Source organism: Roseburia porci, assembly GCF_009695765.1.
Taxonomy (GTDB): Bacteria; Bacillota; Clostridia; order Lachnospirales; family Lachnospiraceae; genus Roseburia; species Roseburia porci.
Genome location: NZ_VUNI01000028.1, coordinates 14,021 through 33,038 on the forward strand (window position 1 = coordinate 14,021; position 19,018 = coordinate 33,038).

Sequence of the window (19,018 nt, forward strand, 5' to 3'; positions counted from 1 at the left end):
TAGTAAAATGGGTATCCATCCGGATACCCATTTTTGACAGTTATATAAGGAGAATTCTATGAAAACAGATACGATTGCAGCAATCGCAACTGCGATGACACCATCTGGAATTGGTATTGTAAGAATCAGTGGTGAAGATGCATTGACGATTATTCAGAAAATATATCGTTCACCAAAAAACAAAAAAAATCTTTTGGAATGCTCATCTCATACGATTCATTATGGATACATCTATGATGGGGATGAGATGATCGATGAAGTAATGGTATTACTTATGAAGGCACCGAATACGTATACCAGAGAAGATACCGTTGAGATCGATTGCCATGGCGGTGTGTTTGTCATGAAAAGAATTTTGGAAACCGTCATAAAATATGGTGCGAGACCGGCAGAACCGGGAGAATTCACAAAGCGTGCATTTTTAAATGGAAGGATCGATCTCAGTCAGGCAGAGTCTGTCATTGATGTCATCCAGTCCAAAAATGAATTTGCACTCAAAAGTTCGTTAAATCAGCTCAAAGGAGCAGTTTTGCAGAATATAAAGGCGATACGTGGCAATATTATACACGAAATTGCCTATATTGAATCGGCATTGGATGATCCTGAACATATTTCACTGGATGGATATGGAGAAGCATTAAAAGAGAAAATCACAGATATCTCCGGACAGATCCAAAAGCTTTTAGATTCTGCAGATAATGGAAGAATTCTGAAAGAAGGAATCAACACTGTAATCGTTGGAAAACCAAATGCAGGTAAATCATCACTGATGAATGTACTGGTTGGAGAAGACCGCGCGATTGTTACGGATATTGCGGGAACAACCAGAGATATTCTCGAGGAGCAGATCAATCTTGGGGGAATTTCTTTAAATATTATTGATACAGCGGGAATTCGTAATACTTCAGATGTTGTTGAGAAAATCGGAGTATCCAAAGCAAAGGAATATGCTGCAAAGGCAGATCTTACGATCTATGTGATTGATTCTTCAACAGAATTGGATGAGAATGATTTTGAAATCATGGAATTATTGGATGAGCAGCATTCTATTGTTCTTTTGAATAAATCGGATCTGACTTCGGTAACAACAGAGGAAACCGTAAAGAAACATCTGAATGCAAAAGTAATCTCCATATCTGCAAAGAATCATACAGGGATTCAGGAACTGGAAGATACCATTAAGGAAATGTTCTTCCACGGAGAGGTTTCTTTAAATGATGAAGTTTATATTACGAACGTAAGACAGAAAACTTCTTTACAGGAAGCACTGGATAGTTTACATTTAGTAATGCAGAGTATTGAAGATGAAATGCCAGAAGACTTTTACTCCATTGATCTGATGAATGCTTACGAAGAACTTGGTAAGATCATCGGCGAGGCAGTGGAAGATGATCTGGTCAATGAGATCTTCAGCAAATTCTGTATGGGTAAATAGTTAGAAAGAAGGATAAAAATGCCAGCAATTGAAGAAACATACGATGTGTGCGTGGTCGGTGCAGGACATGCAGGGTGTGAGGCAGCACTTGCGTGCGCACGTTTAGGATTAGAGACAATTATATTTACAGTCAGTGTAGACAGCATTGCAATGATGCCGTGTAACCCAAATATCGGAGGAAGTTCCAAGGGACATCTGGTCAGAGAGATTGATGCACTTGGTGGAGAAATGGGGAAGAACATTGATAAGACATTCATTCAGTCTAAGATGTTAAATAAATCCAAAGGACCTGCAGTACATTCTCTCCGCGCACAGGCTGATAAAGCGGCTTATAGCATGGAAATGAGAAAAACGCTTCAGAATACAGATCATCTTACCATCCGACAGGCAGAAGTATCTGAGATTCTGACCGATGATGAGAATCATATCTGTGGAGTGAAAACAGTGTCCGGGGCAAAATACAATTGTAAAGCTGCCGTTTTATGTACTGGAACCTATCTTCGTGCAAGATGCCTGACCGGTGAAATGATCACACATACCGGTCCAAATGGTTTGCAGCCGGCAACACATCTTACCGATTCATTGGTTGCACATGGCATTGAAATGTATCGTTTTAAAACAGGAACTCCTGCGCGTGTGGATAAGAGAAGTCTGGACTTCAGTAAAATGCAGGAACAGTTTGGGGATGAAAAGGTTGTTCCGTTTTCATTTACCACGAACCCGGATGATGTTCAGATCGATCAGGTTTCGTGCTGGCTGACTTACACCAATCCAAAGACGCATGAGATCATCCGCAACAATCTGGATCGTTCTCCAATTTATGCTGGTATTATTGAGGGAACCGGTCCGAGATATTGTCCGTCTATCGAGGATAAGGTTGTAAAATTTGCAGATAAAGAAAGACATCAGATTTTTATTGAACCGGAAGGCTTAAATACAAACGAGATGTATGTAGGTGGTATGTCGTCTTCACTTCCGGAAGATGTTCAGCATGAAATGTACCGCACACTTCCAGGATTAGAGCATGTAAAAATTGTTCGTAATGCATATGCAATCGAATATGACTGTATTAATCCAAATCAGTTATATGCTTCACTTGAATTTAAGAAAATACCTGGACTTTTCAGCGGTGGACAGTTTAATGGAAGTTCAGGATATGAAGAGGCTGCCTGTCAGGGATTGATTGCCGGAATCAATGCTTCCATGAAGATTCTTGGAAAGAAACCATGTATTTTAGACCGGTCGGAGGCTTATATTGGAGTTTTGATCGATGATCTTGTTACAAAAGAGACACATGAGCCATATCGAATGATGACTTCAAGAGCGGAATATCGTTTACTGCTTCGACAGGATAATGCGGATCTCAGACTTACCAAAAAAGGATATGAGATTGGACTGATTTCGAAAGAACGGTATGACTGGGTATGTAAAAAAGAACAACTGATCGATGAAGAAATCAAACGTGTTGATCAGGTTAAAATTGGAGCATCCAAAGAAGTTCAGAGTCTTCTGGAATCCTATGGAAGTATTCCACTCAATACAGGTACAACATTAACTGAGCTGATCCGTCGCCCGGAGCTTGACTATGATAAACTGGCGCCGATCGATAAAGACAGACCGGAACTTCCACAGGAAGTAACCGAGCAGGTTAATATTAATATAAAATATGATGGATACATCAAACGTCAGATCAAACAGGTTGAGCATTTCAAGAAGTTAGAAAAGAAAAAGCTGCCTGAGAATTTTGATTATCATGAGATCAGTGGTTTAAGAATTGAAGCAACACAGAAGCTGAATCTGTATCAGCCACTAAATATCGGACAGGCCTCACGTATATCCGGAGTTACTCCGGCAGATGTATCTGTTATTCTGGTATATCTGGAACAGTTAAAATATTCCAATCCGGATTTATTTTATCAGTTGAACAGCAGCGAAGACTAAGCGAGGAATATATGAACGAAAACTTAGATTTTTTTGTGAAAGAACTTGAGAAACTGAATATTACACTTACGGATGAACAAATGAATCAGTTTGTCCAGTATTATGAACTTCTTGTGGAAAAAAATAAGGTCATGAATCTGACTGCAATTACAGAATTCCATGAAGTAATTGAAAAACATTTTATTGACAGTCTGTCTTTGATTAAGATTATAGACTTAAATAAAGATGCATCAGTCATCGATATGGGAACTGGAGCTGGTTTTCCTGGAATTCCGTTAAAGATCGCGTTCCCAAATCTTGATATCACACTTGCAGATTCTTTGAATAAGAGAGTATTATTCTTAAATGAAGTCATTGATACATTAAAATTACAGAATATCCGCGCTGTTCACGGTAGAGCGGAAGATTTAGCCAATCAGAAAGATATGAGAGAACAGTATGATTATTGTGTTTCAAGAGCAGTGGCAAATCTGTCCACACTTTCTGAATATTGTTTGCCTTTTATCCACATTGGAGGTGCATTTATCTCTTATAAGTCTGGAAATTGTGATGAGGAAATCGGACAGTCGAAGAGTGCAGTATTCCTTCTGGGAGGAAAACTGCGCGAAGTGGATAAATTCCAGATTGGAGAGAACGGAAGATCCTTTGTTGTAATCGATAAGGTAAAGGGAACTCCGAAAAAATATCCTCGAAAGGCTGGAACGCCTTCCAAGAATCCATTATAAAGAACTTTATAAAAATGTATAGAAAGACCGCTCTATAGAAAATAGAGCGGTCTTTCTGCGTATATACCTTACAGCGAATATTTTATTTATCGAGAATTGCATTTACGGTTGCAAGTAACTTCTCAGGAATTTCTAACTGTGGAAGTAATTTACAGCCGGATAAATAATGAATTTCAATGGATGAATTGAGATGACGGTATGAATCCATCGCACTGATATTGGATTGCAGATCCTGGCTGGCAATCATATGAACCGGTTTCTCTAATTTGCGGATCACGTGATCCATATGAACATTCATATAATTACTGATCTGACTTGCATACAGATACTTACCGTTTCCATTATTGCTGTGAGCTGCCTCATAATAGATATCTTCAAGTTTTCCTAAAATCAATTGAGGTTTCTTGAAATATCTCTGACGGAAAGCACTATCAATATCGGATCGTCTGTGAGTCAGGTTGTACACAAATGTTCCGATTAGAGGAAGCTCCATAATATCTTTCATAACTTTATTGGCCGTTGTAATCGTACCCTGGATACCTTTGATACTTGGTGGATTAATCAGAATAATATGATCAAACAATTCCGGATCAAGCTGATTTGCCATCAGAGTAAATGTGGATGAATACTGGGATGCAATTACATCTGTAGAGGTACCAATCACATCGTGAACGAAGGAACCGATCAGCTGGACATAAAGATAATTGGTATAGGTAAGTGCCGGTTTATCCGATCTTCCGCATCCAATCAGGTCAATTGTATATACTGTGTGATTTTTCTCTAATTTTTTGACGAGTTTATACCATTCAAAGGAAGAAGAAGAAACATCGGTATCATGGATCAGAAGAAGCGGTGTTCCATTTCCTTTCTTTGTATAAAATACTTTTCCGAATTTCCAATTATAGTAGGAACCATTTCCATCTGTAAGCAGCTTTTTAGAAGCTGAGGTCTCTGCGATAAAACGGTTAAAAGCATAAATTGATCCAACCGCTGCAGTTGTTAAAAGAAGAAAACGTTTGGTATTCTTTTTCATGTTGGCCTCCTTGGTATTGCTTGTTCGAGATTAATTTCTATATTTATATTATAGACATTTTAAATTAATTATACAAACAAATTTATCATTTTTAATGTACATACTTTTCATTGAAATAAAAATAGATTATAATTAATTTGTAATTTTATAACTAGTACAAACATATGTTCGATGAGGTCGTCATGGTCAAAGAATACCTGGAAAAAACCAGACAAAAGTTTGTTGATAAAAAAGCAGAACTCACAGAGAAGGAGAAAGAATTACACCTTCATATTCGTGAAAACATAGAGTTTATCCGTATGCTGGAGGAAGAATCTGATCCGAATTATGAATCTTTTACACCTCGCAAGGTCAATTCTTATAATCAGAATAAGATTGTTGAATTAAAAGGTGAACAGAAGATTCTTACAGAACAATTAAATGAAGTCCGCAAGGAATTGTATGATCTGAATGTTGATATATATGAGATTGACAGTGTTATTAAAGTAGAATCTGAGAAGATCGCGAATGAGAACACGATCAAAGATAATGATGCCAATCCAAAATATAAAATAACAATACTTCAGACGCAGGAAAGTGAGCGTCAGCGAATTGCCAGGGATCTGCACGACACAACAGTACAGTCTTTGACCTCTCTTGTACATAAATCTGAACTCTGCAAAAAGCTTGTTGATATTGATCCATTACGATGCAAGCTTGAATTGTCTTCGATGTCTAAGATTTTGCGTGATGTAATAGAAGATACCAGAAAAATGATTTATAATCTTCGACCAATGTCCTTTGATGATATCGGATTTGATATCACAGTAGAGCGTTTTTTGGACAAAATGAGAGCATATTCAAATGTGAAATATGATTTTAAAGTGGATGGAGAGCCGTTTGATATCAATCCTGTAGTAGGGATTACGTTACTACGGGTAATTGAGGAGGCATGCTCAAATTCTATTTCACATGGTAATGCGTCGCATATCTGCGTCACCCTGAAATATGTACAGGATCAACTTGAGCTTATAATTGAAGATGATGGATGCGGATTTGATATGGAAACAATACCGGAAACTACGAGAAATGATAATTCAGGATTTGGATTATCGATGATGAAAGAAAGGATTTATCTTATGTCTGGCGAACTCAAGATAATTTCATCCGTAGGAAATGGTTGTAAAATTATAGTAAGAGTTTTTGATTGTAAGGAGAACGAATTATGGCAGTAAATGTTATGCTTGCCGATGACCATTCATTGGTAAGAGAAGGATTAAAGAGCTTATTAGAGCTTGAAGGTGATATCAAAGTAATTGCAGAAGCAGTAGATGGTGCTGATTGTTTATCAAAACTTGAAACTGTATCTCCAGATGTTTTATTACTCGATATCAATATGCCTGTAATGAATGGACTGGATGTACTTAAGAAATTAAAAGATAACCGTTCTAATGTAAAAGTATTGGTTCTTACCGTACATAATGAAATTGAATACCTAATGAAAGCAGTAGATATTGGCATTGATGGATATGTGTTAAAAGATTCCGAATCATCAGAACTGAAGAAAGCAATCTTTACAATTGCGGAAGGTGAAACATATATTCAGCCAAGTCTCATTCCACAGTTAAATTCCAAGAGAATTGAAAAGGATAAGGACGGAGCTAAGATAGACAATCTTACAAGAAGAGAATTAGAAGTATTAAAGCTTCTTGCAGTTGGTAAATACAATAAAGAGATAGCAGAAGAATTAGACATCAGCGAGAGAACTGTCAAGAATCATGTTTCAAATATCTTTAAGAAGATTGATGTTACAGACCGTACACAGGCTGCAGTTTTTGCAATTCGCAATAACCTGATTGAAATCTTTTAATATAGTATAAAGTGATTGAGTAAGATAACAAATGAATTAAATTATACTATATTATATTACTTAAATTATAATCATAAGGCGATAATGTTTCACGTGAAACATTATCGTCTCTTTTTATATAAGAATCCTTATTATAGATGTTTCACGTGAAACATTTATAATAAAAAAACTAACAAAATTTCAAAGAAAAAAGAATATTTTTAAATGCAAAGTTCCGATATGAGTGAATTTTGTGGAAAAGGCATATCAGAAGTGATATAATTGAAACACATAACAAAGCAAACCGAATGAGAAAGGTGAAAAAATGGGAAGAATCATTGCGATAGCAAACCAGAAAGGTGGAGTAGGTAAGACTACGACAGCGATTAATCTTGCAGCATGCTTAGCAGAAGCTGGCAAGAAAATCCTTGCCATTGACCTGGATCCACAGGGAAATATGACGAGCGGATTGGGCGTTGATAAAAACGAAGTAGAAAATACAGTTTATCAGCTTATGCTGGATGAATGTACGATAAAAGAAAGTATGGTACATACAGTAGTTGATAATCTGGAACTGATCGCATCAAATGTAAATCTTGCTGGTGCGGAAATTGAATTATTAGGAATTGCAGATAAGGAATACATACTGAAGAATGCTGTGGATTATATCAAAGAAGATTATGATTTTATTATCATTGATTGTCCACCATCATTAAATATGTTGACAGTCAATGCAATGACAACAGCCAATACCGTATTGGTTCCAATCCAGTGTGAATATTATGCACTGGAAGGATTAAGTCAGTTGATTCATACGATTAATCTTGTACAGGAGAGACTGAACCCAGAACTTGATATTGAAGGTATCGTATTTACAATGTACGATGTGAGAACAAATCTGTCGAATCAGGTTGTTGCAAACGTAAAAGAAAATCTGGATGCGAAAATCTATCAGACAATGATTCCAAGAAATATCAGACTTGCAGAAGCACCATCTTATGGAATACCAATCAACATGTATGACACGAAATCAGCAGGAGCAGAGAGTTATCGTAACCTTGCAAAAGAAGTGATTGAGAGAAAGGATATATAAGATATGGCAACGAAAAAAAGCGGCTTAGGAAAAGGATTGGATTCTTTAATTACAGATAAAGTAGGTAAAAATACGACTGTAAAAGAAAAAACTGAGGAAAAAGAAGCAACTGATGGAGTAATGCTGAATATTAATAAAGTAGAGCCAAACAGGGATCAGCCAAGAAGGAATTTTGATGAAGATGCATTATTAGAGCTTGCAGAATCCATCAAACAGTTTGGAATACTTCAACCACTTCTTGTACAGAAAAAAGATGATTATTATCAGATTGTTGCAGGAGAAAGAAGATGGAGAGCTGCAAAGATGGCCGGAATCAAAGAAGTTCCTGTAATCATCAAACAACTGTCAGATCAGGAAATCATGGAGATCTCCTTGATCGAGAATATTCAGAGGGAAAATTTAAATCCGATTGAAGAAGCACTTGCATATAAGAGACTGTTAAATGAATTTAACTTAAAACAGGATGAAGTAGCAGAGCGTGTTTCCAAAAGCAGAACTGCAGTTACAAACTCAATGCGCCTGTTAAAATTAAATGAAAAAGTACAGCAGATGGTCATTGATGAGATGTTGACAACAGGACATGCAAGAGCTCTTCTCGGTATTGACGATCAGGAGAAACAGTTCCTTGTTGCACAGAAGATATTTGATGAAAAATTAAGTGTACGCGATACAGAAAAGCTGGTCAAGAAGCTCCAGAAGGAGAAAAAAGAGAATAAAGATACAGCAGATCTGAAAGATGAGAAGCTGGAGGCGATTTATCGCGATCTTGAGGAGCAGATTAAGCAGATTTTTGGTACAAAAGTTTACATAAAACAAAAGAATGCAAAAGAAGGAAAAGTAGAGATTGAATACTATTCCCAGGATGAGTTGGATCGTATTGTCGATATGTTTCGTACAATACACAGATAGTATATAATGTAAAATTAAAAATATTAATAGGTAGGAATTTATTATTTCTAATTATTAATATAGTAAGAATATACTATGATTATTTATAAATATTAACCGAAATACACAATAGGAGATAAAAAATGATTTCACAATTATTAGGATTTGATTCTGATTATATTATTATAGGATTAGCTGCGGTAACCATTCTTCTTTTTATTTTATACATTGTGAACATCGTTCAGATGTCTAAGATGAAGAAAAACTATCGGATTTTCATGGAAGGAAAAGATGCAAAATCCCTTGAGGAAACTCTTGTAAAGAGACTGGATCAGGTAGATGAGCTGATTACTGCAAACAAAACTAATCAGAGAAATATTCAGCAATTATTCAATAATATGAAATTTACTTTCCAGAAAGTCGGACTCGTAAAATATGATGCATTTAACGAAATGGGCGGAAAACTCAGTTTTTCCCTTGCATTGTTAAATGAGACAGACGACGGTTTCGTACTGAATGCTGTACATAGCAGAGAGGGCTGCTATACATACATCAAAGAAATCGTTGCTGGTAATTCCATCATTGTTTTGGCAGAAGAAGAGCAGGAAGCTTTAAATATGGCCAAGGAGGCAAAACCGACAAAATAATAGCGATGGAGCAGGATGCGTATGAGGATTAGATCAGTAAAAGAGCTGAAAGGCGGGGAAATCCTTTCAGAACCGGTAGTTACAGAAGAAAAAGAAGTACTGATACCAGGGGGAACCACAATTCGTGAGGATTATATTCCTTTGATACAGTCCCTGGGAATTGAAACTCTGATGATCGAAGACCCATACGTAGATTATGAGAATCCACATCTGATTTTACATCCGGATCAATATCGTGGATATGTGGAAAAAGTCAGAAAGCTGTTGGAAGGTCATATTTACAGACAGACAACGTCACTTCGTCTGATTCAGCCTCTTGCAAATGATATTGTAAAGGACATGGCACAGATGACGGATCATACAGTGATTGATGTTTGCGAAAGAACAGCAGATCTTTATGAGCATACAATTATGGTAACGCTGCTGTCTCTTTTACTTGCAAAAAGAATGAAGATTTCGGAAGAGTTGTTACTTCCAATCGCAATCGGAGGACTTTTACATGATCTCGGAATCCGGTATATTACAGCACCTTATGAGGATTGCAACTGGGATGAACTTACTCCGAATGAAATCTTTGAATTTAAGAAACATCCAATTTTAGGATATACAGCAATAGAAGAAGAAAAATGGATTCCTGATGTTTCAAGAAACATCATTCTGTATCATCATGAAAGAATGAATGGATCAGGTTTTCCATTGAAACAGAAGAGTTTTGAAGCTTCATGCAGAATCGTACAACTTTGTGATGCGTTTGATAGTTTTATTTCCGGAGTGGAATGTCGGAGAAGCTCGATACAGGAAGCATTGGAAAAAATCAAATCACAGGCCGGAATTATGTTTGATGGAGAAATGGTTAATGAATTTATCTCCATGGTTGCAAAATATCCGGTTGGAACAACAGTAAAGACAAGTGAAGAGGAAAATGGGGTTGTAATATCCCAGACAGATGATCCAGATCATCCGATCATTATGTTTCTGGATGCCGATATGTGTTGTAAAGATGGTGAAAAACAGTTAAATCTCGAGAAAGAAAAAAATGTTTCTATCCAGCAGGTTGTCTGACATGGGAAGCACATGATATAATGAGCGTAGCGAATTATATCACGCGCGAATGCGCATAAATATCAGCCGCAGGCATCATGTGCGAAGCACATGATATAATGGAGCTTAGGGAGGAAAAAGAAGTGCATAAATTCCTAAGAAGTATTGGGTTTTCTGATATCAGAAGACGAGATTTGGAAATGATCACCAAAGATATAATAAAAGAACCGGATACCGTGAAGATCACAAAGGATTCCGAGGGCAATGAATTTGCGGAGCTTACCAAAGAATTTGCTCCGAATGCTGGAATTACAGTTTGTGGAACTTATGGTGAAGACGATCGTTTTGAAATGGATTATTATTATCCGTTTTTAAATGGAACATCACTTACAACTCAGGAATGCATCGACATCGAGAAGCATTCCGAGAAAGAAGCTTATGCAGGTGTGTGTGATGATGCACGTCTTGGAGTTACTCTGATTTTTTATTTACAGAATACAGCGGAATATCTCTCAGAAAAGAATCTGAAGCAGACGATCGGCAGCTTTAACGGAGCATCTTTAGCAGCATTGTCCTGTGAAGGAATGATTATTCTGCCAGTAGAGAAAACAGAACATAAGATTAAAAATTCCGATCAGAGATACACAGAGCGGAATAAATTAATCGCTCAGGCAAGAGAAGGCGATGAAGAAGCGATTGAGAATCTTACGATAGAAGATATGGATATGTATTCGCTTCTTTCAAAAAGAATTGCAAAAGAAGATATTCTGTCGATCGTTACATCTTATTTTATGCCATACGGTATTGAGAGTGACGAGTACAGTATCTTAGGCGACATATTGGATTGTACAAAGGAAAAAAACAACCTTACGAATGAAGAAATGTATCACATGAAATTAAATTGTAATGATCTGATCTTTGATGTGTGTATTAATTCACGGGATCTTACAGGAGAACCTGCGATTGGCCGGAGATTCAAGGGAAACATCTGGATGCAGGGCAAAATTAATATTTAAAAAACATTGCAGTTTTGCGGGATACACGATATAATTAGCGGAGCGATTATATCGTGTGCGAAAGTGCATAAATATATCAGGTTCTCTTAGTTAAATGGATATAACAAGCGCCTCCTAAGCGCTAGTTGTGGGTTCGATTCCCGCAGGGAACATTTCAGAATTTATGAAGAGTCCGTTCAGATTAGAGAGTTAAGGGGTATGTAGTATATTATGTCTATGAATCGCGGTGGGCGTCTGTGGACAACACCTGGAAAGAGCTTGATGCGTCGGGTTCTTTTTCAATGGTAATGCATATAATAGGTCGGGATGGAGACTGAAAACCCATTCCCATTGCGAAATAAACCGCAAAAAATGGTATAAGGTATATGATAAATGACATCGGCATATACTATAGAGAGCTGTAGAAATTGCTTGACAAGATGTATAAAGTTAAGTAAGATAAAATACAGTGATCGCGTTGCAGAAACCTGTGAGGCCTGCGACCGGGGGAGAACCTGCGGGGTCTCCTCTTTTTTTATATTAGGGGGATGGTGCATATGCAAAAGATTTTTTGAATTACGATCAACAGATAGAAAAATTGAAAAATGAAAAGAATCTGCTGATTGATAATGAGGCATATGCAAAGGAGATTTTAAAACAGACAAGTTATTATTCCCTGATTGGTGGATATAAGGATATCTTTAAGAACCCAACCACTAAAAAATATAAGGATGGGACAAGGTTTGAAGATATTGTGGAATTGTATTATTTTGACGAGCTATTAAGACAGCTATTTTTACGGTATCTTATTAAGGTAGAAAATGGAATAAAATCCCAAGTATCCTATTATTTTACAGAAAAGAACGGAGAAAATCAAAAAGAATACCTCGATACGTCAAATTACAATTATTCAGGAAAGAAGAATCAAAGAGATATTGACCATTTGATTAAAATATTAGAGGGATATGTTACAAAACCGACAGATTACCATTATATAAATCATTCACAGAAGAAATATGGAAATGTTCCATTGTGGGTACTTACGAATGCTTTAACATTTGGAAATATATCAAAAATGTATATGCTGCTTCCACAGGATATACAAATCAAAGTCAGTAGGAATTATCAGTGTGTTAATGAAAAACAAATGGTTTCCATACTGGCAGTGCTTGTTAAATTCAGAAATGTTTGTGCTCATGGAGACAGGCTGTTTACTTATAGAACCGCAGACAGTATTCCAGATTTGCCAATACATAGAAAACTAAAGATTGCACAAAAGGGTTCACAATATGTGAATGGAAAAAATGATTTGTTTTCCGTAGTGATTGCATTAAGATATATGTTGAATGATCAGTGGTATAAAGAGTTTATAAAGGAACTTAAAACCTTGATTAATAAATATCTTAAGAAACATGATAGTATATCAGAACAAGAACTGTATGAGAAAATGGGTTTTCCGGAAAACTGGAGAATGATAACCAGATACAGAAAACAATGAGATGTGTTTGGGAGTCTTTTGAGTTTTCTTGCGGAACTGATGTAAAAGTACAAAGGTATCATTTTTCTGCTCAAAGATTTTTGGGTAGTATACAGCTGTATATGGTTCAATGCTTTTGAAAGGCTTGTTCCACCCTTAAAAGTGATGGAGTTTTTCCAGGGACAGCGGTGAAATAAATAATCCAGGGTAAAGCATACCCAGAAATCTTTTTCTACAATAGCATCATTTAAGCCCATTTTATCAGCAGTATTTCGGAAGAACTCTCTCCTGTCATTATCTGGCAGGCATGCAATTTTTCTCATAGTGTACTACCTCCGCATATTTGTCGTATTGTATTATAAACCCAGTCAGAGGATTCCGTTGCTTCTTTCAGACAAGCCTGTTTTTCGGATAAAGAGAGTTTTGTTGAAAATATCACAATATCCTCGAATGGGGATATTATGGCATGCAGAAGAGTTACAAACAGTAAAGTTGCTAATATATTTGAAGATCGTCTGGCCGATGTCTGGATCTGTCAGATGGAAAAATACAGGGATTATGATAAATTCATAAAATGCAGTAAGTGTGAACTGAAAGCATGGTGCAGAGGCTGTCCAGCTGTTTCGAATGGTACAAGTGGAAGTTTCTATGGTGCTGATCCACAGTGCTGGAAGACAAAGAATGAGATTACGGGAGAGATATTATCATGTTAATGGATATTATAAAAGCAAGACATTCCATCCGTAAATATACAGACGAACAGATTAGCAGGGAAGATCTGGAAAAGATTCTGGAAGCGGGAAATTACGCTCCGAATGCGGGCGGTGGACAGCGAAGCATGATGGTCGCAATACATAATAAAAAATTAGCAGCGTATGTTGGAAAATTAAATATGGCACATTTTGACCGGACACATCTTGCCGGTTCCTATGTGTCAAAAGAGCAGCCAAGTACGATCGATGATCTTGCCATTAAAAATGGATTTTATGATGCACCGACGGTAGTATGTGTTTTTTGCCAGGACAATTTCCTTTTTAAAACTGCAGACGCTTTCTGCATCATGGAAAATATGATCTTACAGGCAACGGAGCTGGGAATTGCCTCCTGTATTATTTCAAGAGGGTATGAAACGTTTGAGTCAGGGGAAGGCAGAAAGCTTATGAAGGAATGGGGTGTGCCAGAAGGATATGCCTGTCAGGGATTTGTCATACTTGGATATATTGATGGGCAGCAGCCACATAGCAGACCAAGAAAATCAGGCAGAATCAGGATCGTAGAGTAATGTGGAAAAATCATTATAAAGCATCAGGATGAGAAAGGAATCATATATGGACTTACAGACATGTTTAAAGAAGATGCAGCTGGTGGGCGTGCTTGCTTTTGCAACAGTAGACAGTGAAGGAGCACCGCAGATCAGAAATATCAGCGCAATTCATTATGAGGAGAATGCGCTCTATTTTTTTACTGCCAGAGGGAAAAACTTCTGCAAAGAATTAATGGATGATGGCAGGGTTCAGATTTTATGTTATACCAGATATAAAGAGATGATCCGGTTATCAGGAAAAGCGTATGCTGTGACGGATGACGAACAGGTCAAATGGAGAGATATAATTTTTAAGGAGCAGCCATATCTTGCAAATGTATATCCGGGAGATACGAGAAGCATAGGAATTATTTTCTGTATTGATCAGGCGGAAGTGGAATATTTTAATCTGGGAGTAAATCCGATATTCCGGGAAACATATACACTTGGGCATGTTAAAACAAGAGAAAAAGGATATATGATAACAAGTGACTGTATCAGATGCGGAAAATGCCAGGAAGTTTGTCCGCAGAACTGCATTGATAAAGGAACAACTTATATGATCAGGCAAAATAATTGCTTACATTGCGGAAATTGCTATGAGCATTGTCCGGTCAAAGCGATTGAAAGAAAATGAGATATGGAGCAGAAAAAACAGAGAACAATTGTTGTTGACAAAAGTGTGCATATACTGTATATGTTTATATATACAGTATATGCACACTTTTTATGTGAACAGATTAAAAATCCATAATATTATACGCCAGTATATCTCATAAATGAAAGAAGGAGAGTCATGTTACAAGTCTGGAACCTGGACAAAAAATTATCCGAAAATCATACATTTCATCTGGAAAATATCTCATTTCATATACCAAAAGGATATATATGTGGTCTGATTGGGGAAAATGGAGCCGGAAAGACAACCCTTATGCGTGTTTTGATGGGACTTTATCATGCATCCGGGAATATTGTGATCGATGGGCATGATCTGAAGCTGGATGAAGCCGCAGCGAAGGAATCGCTGGGGCTGGTCTTTGAAGAGGGCTTTTTTCAGGGAGAAATGAGTCTGGAGCAGATCGGGATATTCTATGGACAGCTCTATCGCAGGTTTGAGATGGAAATATATCTTTCTTACCTGGAGCAATTTGGACTGGATAAAAAACAGAAATATAAGAAGCTGTCGAAAGGGATGAAGACAAAGACCCAGTTTGCATTTGCATTGTCGCATGATGCAAAGCTGTTTTTGCTTGATGAGCCAACGGCTGGTCTGGATAAGCATTTCCGGGAAGAGTTTTTGAGAATATGTGCAAAGCTGGTGTCTGACGGGGAAAGAAGTGTACTGATTTCATCGCATATCACAGAGGATCTGGATCGGATTGCGGATTATATTGCATATATGCAGGATGGAAAGCTGCTTTTCTTTTTGCCAAAGGATGAACTTTGCGAGCAGTTCTGGATTGCGACCGGTGAGGATTACAAGTGCGGTCTGATACCGGAGGAAGCTGTTGTATACAAGGAAAAGAATCCTTACAGCACAAGTGTTATGGTGGCAAACAGAAAGCGTTTTCCGATGGATGAAGCACTGGAAAAGCATACGCCGGATATCAGGGAATTTATGCATTATTTTGTGAAGGGAGGAAAGCAGAATGCCGAAACTGTTGCAGAAAAGTATCTTAAAAAGTAGCGTGATTTCATTTCTTTTTGCACTGAGTGCGTTTGTGTATTTATGTATTTTTGAGAGGAATACGTATTGTTTTTTTAATTCGGCAATAGCGGTATTCTATAGCCCGGAGCTTGCAGCAACTCTGTTTTTATTTAAGCTTCCGGATTATATGTATGTTGCTCCATATTCAGAAAATCAGAGGGAAAAACTGCTCAAAAAGGGACAAACCTATAAGTTTTTATCTATTTATGCCTGGATTATCGTTCTTGTGCTGTTGCCAGTGACTTTTATGAAATGCAGAGGGGGAAGCACTGAGGATGCGGTTCTGTGTCTGACGGAAATTATTTTATCTACAAGTATTTTGTATACAAATGCCTTTTTAAAATTTATAGGGCAGACCGATATCGTCAAAATGGTTGTAATCGTATTTGCAAGAGCGATTGTAATTTTTATTTTTGCAGGCTGCATGGATCTTGGAAACGTAACAGGAGCAGAGAAGACAATCGAGCTTATAATGATTGCGATCATTGCAGTGTTTTCGATTTTTCTTGTGGTGTATTGCAGGCTGAAATATTATGACATGATGATAAATTGTATGGCCGATTATGAATATGTTCATCGGAACAAAAAGAAATAATGTGTTCAAAGGTGAGGTAATACATGAAAATAGTAATTTCAACAACAGTAAACATGCCAATATATGAGCAGATCGTGAATCAGATCCGGGATGCGGTGATACGTGGTGAGCTAAGTGCCGGTGAGGGAATGCCATCGATCCGGGTGCTTGCAAAGGATCTGGCGGTCAGCGTGATCACGACAAAGCGGGCATATGAAGAACTGGAAAAAGAAGGCGTCATTGAGTCTGTTCCGGGAAGAGGATTTTACGTTTGTGAGCAGAAGAATGATCATCTCAGGGAAAAGCAGATGATGAACATCGAAAGCCGCATGTCAGATCTTCTGAAAGAGTGTGAAAATGCAGGGATGACACTGGATGATGTCGTTGACATGGTGCGTGTATTGGGGGAAAAATGATGGAGAAAAGCATGATCAGAATTGAAAATGCGGCGTTAAAACTGGGGGATTTTTCCATGAAACCGGAAAGCTTTTGTATTCCGGAAGGTTATATTGTCGGAATACAGGGTGACAACGGTGCAGGCAAAACGACGCTGCTTCGCATGATGCTTGGTCAGTATGACCAGATGCAGGGAAACATCTATATTGATGGCATAGATGTGGTGAAGAACAAAAGGAATATCAAAAACATAGTCGGAATCGTATCGCAGGAGCGGACATTTTTCATGGAAGAGAATGCAGACGGAAATGAAAAGATTTATGCACCGTTTTATTCAGTCTGGGACAGTGAAGAATACCACCGGCGGTTAAGGCAGTTTCACCTTTCGACAGGAAAGAGATTAGGCGAATTTTCCACCGGTGGGATGATCAGATACCAGATGGCATTTGCAGCAGCTTACAGACCAAAAGTGCTGTTGCTGGATGAACCTACGGCAAATCTCGATCCTGTTTTCCGGGATGATTTCTTAAAGATCATGCAGGAATTTGTAGCAGAATACGAGATGACGATTTTGCTGGCAACACATATCGAGGCGGATCTTTCGCAGATCGCAGATTATATCATAGATGTGGACAATGGTATCTATTCAATGAATGAGTGTGTGGAGGGCGGAAAGAAATGGATTTGAAAACATTGACGAAAATAGAGTGTAAAAACTGGAAACGGCGTATGATCGATGAGACGAGTGGCACATATGTCTTAATTTATATGGGATTTATTTTTGTGATTTTTAGTTCTATGCTGTACGGCTTCCGAAACAATAAGGATGATATATCTGCACTGAGTGGATTGGCTGCTTTTACTGTGATTTTGTATCAGAGTGTAACCGTTTACCTGTCATATGTTATGGAGAAAGGAAAACGTGTCAATATTTTTGAAAAATACATTTATACACCGGTGGACCTGGCAATGCTGCGTAAGGCAAAACTGATCGTTGCAGCAAGAATCATTGCAATTCCAGTGATTGGAGGCCAGATGGCATCCCTATTGATCCGGCTAACAGATCCGGATCATCAGGGAGGAAGCCTGTTGGATGCAGGCGTGTATATTCCGGCAATCATAGGTGGTTTTTTTCTGCTGGAAAAGATGATTGAATATAGGATATTGTGCCACAAAGCATCGGGACACAGAGCGCTATAATGGGAAAAACTATCGTATTCTTTTTTTGATCATTGGTCCAATGATCATGGCAATTACCATTTTTATGAGATCAGCCGGAATAAATGGGAACACGCAGATTGCGAGTGCTCCGGAGACTGTACTTTTTGCAACAATGCAGAACCATGCTGTACCGAAGATATAGCATACGATTGTTCCGACAATCATACCGATCAGCTGGATCCAAGGTTTGTGGAAGTGATCGATGACCAGTCCGGCAATAATTGCCATCGCAATAAATCCAATAATATATCCGCCAGTAGGGCCGGCAAGTTTGGCAGGACCACCTGTAAATCCGGAAAATACAGGAAGACCGATCAGTCCGATCAACAGATAGATCAGATAGCTGATCGTACCTCTTTTCCATCCGAGAAGATATAAAGACAGGTAGATTGCCAGGTTCGTAAATGAAATCGGAACCGGTCCGATCGGGATCGATAACGGTGCAAGAATACAGGTAACAGCAGTCATCAGTGCGGTTATCGTTATGGCATAGGTTTTTCCATGCCTGTAGTCGGTAGTTTGTGTCTGATTCATGTTAAAGTTCTCCTTTGTTGTAAAATTTATATTAGGTGTTTGCGAAACGCCCAAAACCGCATAAATACGGCATTTTTTGTTGTTAAAATAAAATATCTCCTCAAGGTTTATGGTAAAATAGAGTTGCGAAAAAATATCAACCAATCCACCTAAAGGAGATATACCTACATGATAACACA

Annotated in this window: 21 protein-coding genes and 1 tRNA gene; 20 read left to right on the plus strand and 2 right to left on the minus strand. The window is 37.8% G+C overall.

Annotated features, from left to right (window positions below; genetic code table 11):
• The first annotated feature begins 58 nt into the window (after nucleotides 1-58).
• Genes mnmE through rsmG form a run of 3 tightly spaced genes read left to right on the plus strand, consistent with a single transcriptional unit; the run spans nucleotide 59 to nucleotide 4,101 of the window.
• Entirely contained in the window at nucleotides 59-1,435 is a 1,377-nt protein-coding gene (gene mnmE, locus FYJ75_RS12880; RefSeq protein ID WP_154430830.1) for a tRNA uridine-5-carboxymethylaminomethyl(34) synthesis GTPase MnmE, read from the plus strand.
• An 18-nt stretch (nucleotides 1,436-1,453) separates the two neighbouring features.
• Complete coding sequence (mnmG, locus tag FYJ75_RS12885; protein WP_154430831.1) at nucleotides 1,454-3,376, plus strand: tRNA uridine-5-carboxymethylaminomethyl(34) synthesis enzyme MnmG; 1,923 nt, start codon at nucleotides 1,454-1,456, stop codon at nucleotides 3,374-3,376.
• Between the two features lie 11 nt (nucleotides 3,377-3,387).
• Nucleotides 3,388-4,101: a 16S rRNA (guanine(527)-N(7))-methyltransferase RsmG gene (gene rsmG / locus FYJ75_RS12890; RefSeq protein WP_154430832.1), complete on the plus strand. Its 714-nt coding sequence runs from the start codon at nucleotides 3,388-3,390 to the stop codon at nucleotides 4,099-4,101.
• A gap of 82 nt (nucleotides 4,102-4,183) precedes the next feature.
• Here the strand turns inward: rsmG and FYJ75_RS12895 are convergent, their stop codons facing one another.
• Nucleotides 4,184-5,134 carry an alpha/beta fold hydrolase gene (locus tag FYJ75_RS12895; RefSeq protein ID WP_154430833.1) on the minus strand — a complete coding sequence of 317 codons (951 nt, stop codon included), beginning with the start codon at nucleotides 5,132-5,134 and terminating at the stop codon, nucleotides 4,184-4,186.
• Nucleotides 5,135-5,316: 182 nt separating this feature from the next.
• Between FYJ75_RS12895 and FYJ75_RS12900 the strand changes: the two genes are divergently transcribed.
• From FYJ75_RS12900 to FYJ75_RS12985, 17 genes are all read left to right on the plus strand, one after another.
• The gene (locus FYJ75_RS12900; RefSeq protein WP_154430834.1) at nucleotides 5,317-6,348 is read left to right on the plus strand and encodes a sensor histidine kinase; all 1,032 of its coding nucleotides are present in this window, start codon (nucleotides 5,317-5,319) and stop codon (nucleotides 6,346-6,348) included.
• Nucleotides 6,339-6,983, plus strand: a complete 645-nt coding sequence (locus tag FYJ75_RS12905) for a response regulator (protein ID WP_154430835.1) — start codon at nucleotides 6,339-6,341, stop codon at nucleotides 6,981-6,983. The genes FYJ75_RS12900 and FYJ75_RS12905 overlap by 10 nt, the downstream gene beginning before the upstream one ends.
• Before the next feature lie 304 nt (nucleotides 6,984-7,287).
• Nucleotides 7,288-8,055 (plus strand): ParA family protein, encoded by a 768-nt coding sequence (locus FYJ75_RS12910; RefSeq protein WP_154430836.1) that lies wholly within the window; start codon nucleotides 7,288-7,290, stop codon nucleotides 8,053-8,055.
• Between the two features lie 3 nt (nucleotides 8,056-8,058).
• Nucleotides 8,059-8,964, plus strand: a complete 906-nt coding sequence (locus FYJ75_RS12915) for a ParB/RepB/Spo0J family partition protein (RefSeq protein WP_154430837.1) — start codon at nucleotides 8,059-8,061, stop codon at nucleotides 8,962-8,964.
• A 122-nt stretch (nucleotides 8,965-9,086) separates the two neighbouring features.
• Nucleotides 9,087-9,590, plus strand: a complete 504-nt coding sequence (locus FYJ75_RS12920) for a DUF4446 family protein (RefSeq protein ID WP_154430838.1) — start codon at nucleotides 9,087-9,089, stop codon at nucleotides 9,588-9,590.
• Nucleotides 9,591-9,611: 21 nt separating this feature from the next.
• Nucleotides 9,612-10,652, plus strand: coding sequence for an HD-GYP domain-containing protein (locus FYJ75_RS12925; protein WP_154430839.1), 1,041 nt, complete (start codon nucleotides 9,612-9,614; stop codon nucleotides 10,650-10,652).
• Between the two features lie 98 nt (nucleotides 10,653-10,750).
• A complete protein-coding gene (locus FYJ75_RS12930) occupies nucleotides 10,751-11,647 on the plus strand; it encodes a DUF3881 family protein (protein WP_154430840.1) in 897 nt (298 codons plus the stop codon).
• An 80-nt stretch (nucleotides 11,648-11,727) separates the two neighbouring features.
• A tRNA-Arg gene (locus FYJ75_RS12935) sits at nucleotides 11,728-11,799 on the plus strand.
• Nucleotides 11,800-12,224: 425 nt separating this feature from the next.
• The gene (locus tag FYJ75_RS12940) at nucleotides 12,225-13,124 is read left to right on the plus strand and encodes an Abi family protein (RefSeq protein ID WP_235907107.1); all 900 of its coding nucleotides are present in this window, start codon (nucleotides 12,225-12,227) and stop codon (nucleotides 13,122-13,124) included.
• A 440-nt stretch (nucleotides 13,125-13,564) separates the two neighbouring features.
• Nucleotides 13,565-13,816 (plus strand): hypothetical protein, encoded by a 252-nt coding sequence (locus FYJ75_RS12950; protein WP_235907108.1) that lies wholly within the window; start codon nucleotides 13,565-13,567, stop codon nucleotides 13,814-13,816.
• Nucleotides 13,810-14,385: a nitroreductase family protein gene (locus tag FYJ75_RS12955; protein ID WP_154430842.1), complete on the plus strand. Its 576-nt coding sequence runs from the start codon at nucleotides 13,810-13,812 to the stop codon at nucleotides 14,383-14,385. The genes FYJ75_RS12950 and FYJ75_RS12955 overlap by 7 nt, the downstream gene beginning before the upstream one ends.
• A gap of 46 nt (nucleotides 14,386-14,431) precedes the next feature.
• Entirely contained in the window at nucleotides 14,432-15,043 is a 612-nt protein-coding gene (locus FYJ75_RS12960; protein ID WP_154430843.1) for a 4Fe-4S binding protein, read from the plus strand.
• Between the two features lie 159 nt (nucleotides 15,044-15,202).
• Nucleotides 15,203-16,093: an ABC transporter ATP-binding protein gene (locus tag FYJ75_RS12965; protein ID WP_154430844.1), complete on the plus strand. Its 891-nt coding sequence runs from the start codon at nucleotides 15,203-15,205 to the stop codon at nucleotides 16,091-16,093.
• Nucleotides 16,056-16,709, plus strand: a complete 654-nt coding sequence (locus FYJ75_RS12970) for a hypothetical protein (RefSeq protein ID WP_154430845.1) — start codon at nucleotides 16,056-16,058, stop codon at nucleotides 16,707-16,709. The genes FYJ75_RS12965 and FYJ75_RS12970 overlap by 38 nt, the downstream gene beginning before the upstream one ends.
• Before the next feature lie 23 nt (nucleotides 16,710-16,732).
• Nucleotides 16,733-17,104, plus strand: coding sequence for a GntR family transcriptional regulator (locus FYJ75_RS12975; protein WP_154430846.1), 372 nt, complete (start codon nucleotides 16,733-16,735; stop codon nucleotides 17,102-17,104).
• 11 nt (nucleotides 17,105-17,115) lie between these two features.
• On the plus strand, nucleotides 17,116-17,772 hold the full coding sequence (locus FYJ75_RS12980) for an ATP-binding cassette domain-containing protein (protein WP_235907109.1): 657 nt from the start codon (nucleotides 17,116-17,118) through the stop codon (nucleotides 17,770-17,772).
• Complete coding sequence (locus tag FYJ75_RS12985; protein ID WP_154430847.1) at nucleotides 17,763-18,284, plus strand: hypothetical protein; 522 nt, start codon at nucleotides 17,763-17,765, stop codon at nucleotides 18,282-18,284. The genes FYJ75_RS12980 and FYJ75_RS12985 overlap by 10 nt, the downstream gene beginning before the upstream one ends.
• Before the next feature lie 9 nt (nucleotides 18,285-18,293).
• On the opposite strand, the gene FYJ75_RS12990 is transcribed toward FYJ75_RS12985, so the two are convergent.
• Complete coding sequence (locus FYJ75_RS12990; protein WP_154430848.1) at nucleotides 18,294-18,839, minus strand: biotin transporter BioY; 546 nt, start codon at nucleotides 18,837-18,839, stop codon at nucleotides 18,294-18,296.
• Between the last annotated feature and the right edge of the window lie 179 nt (nucleotides 18,840-19,018).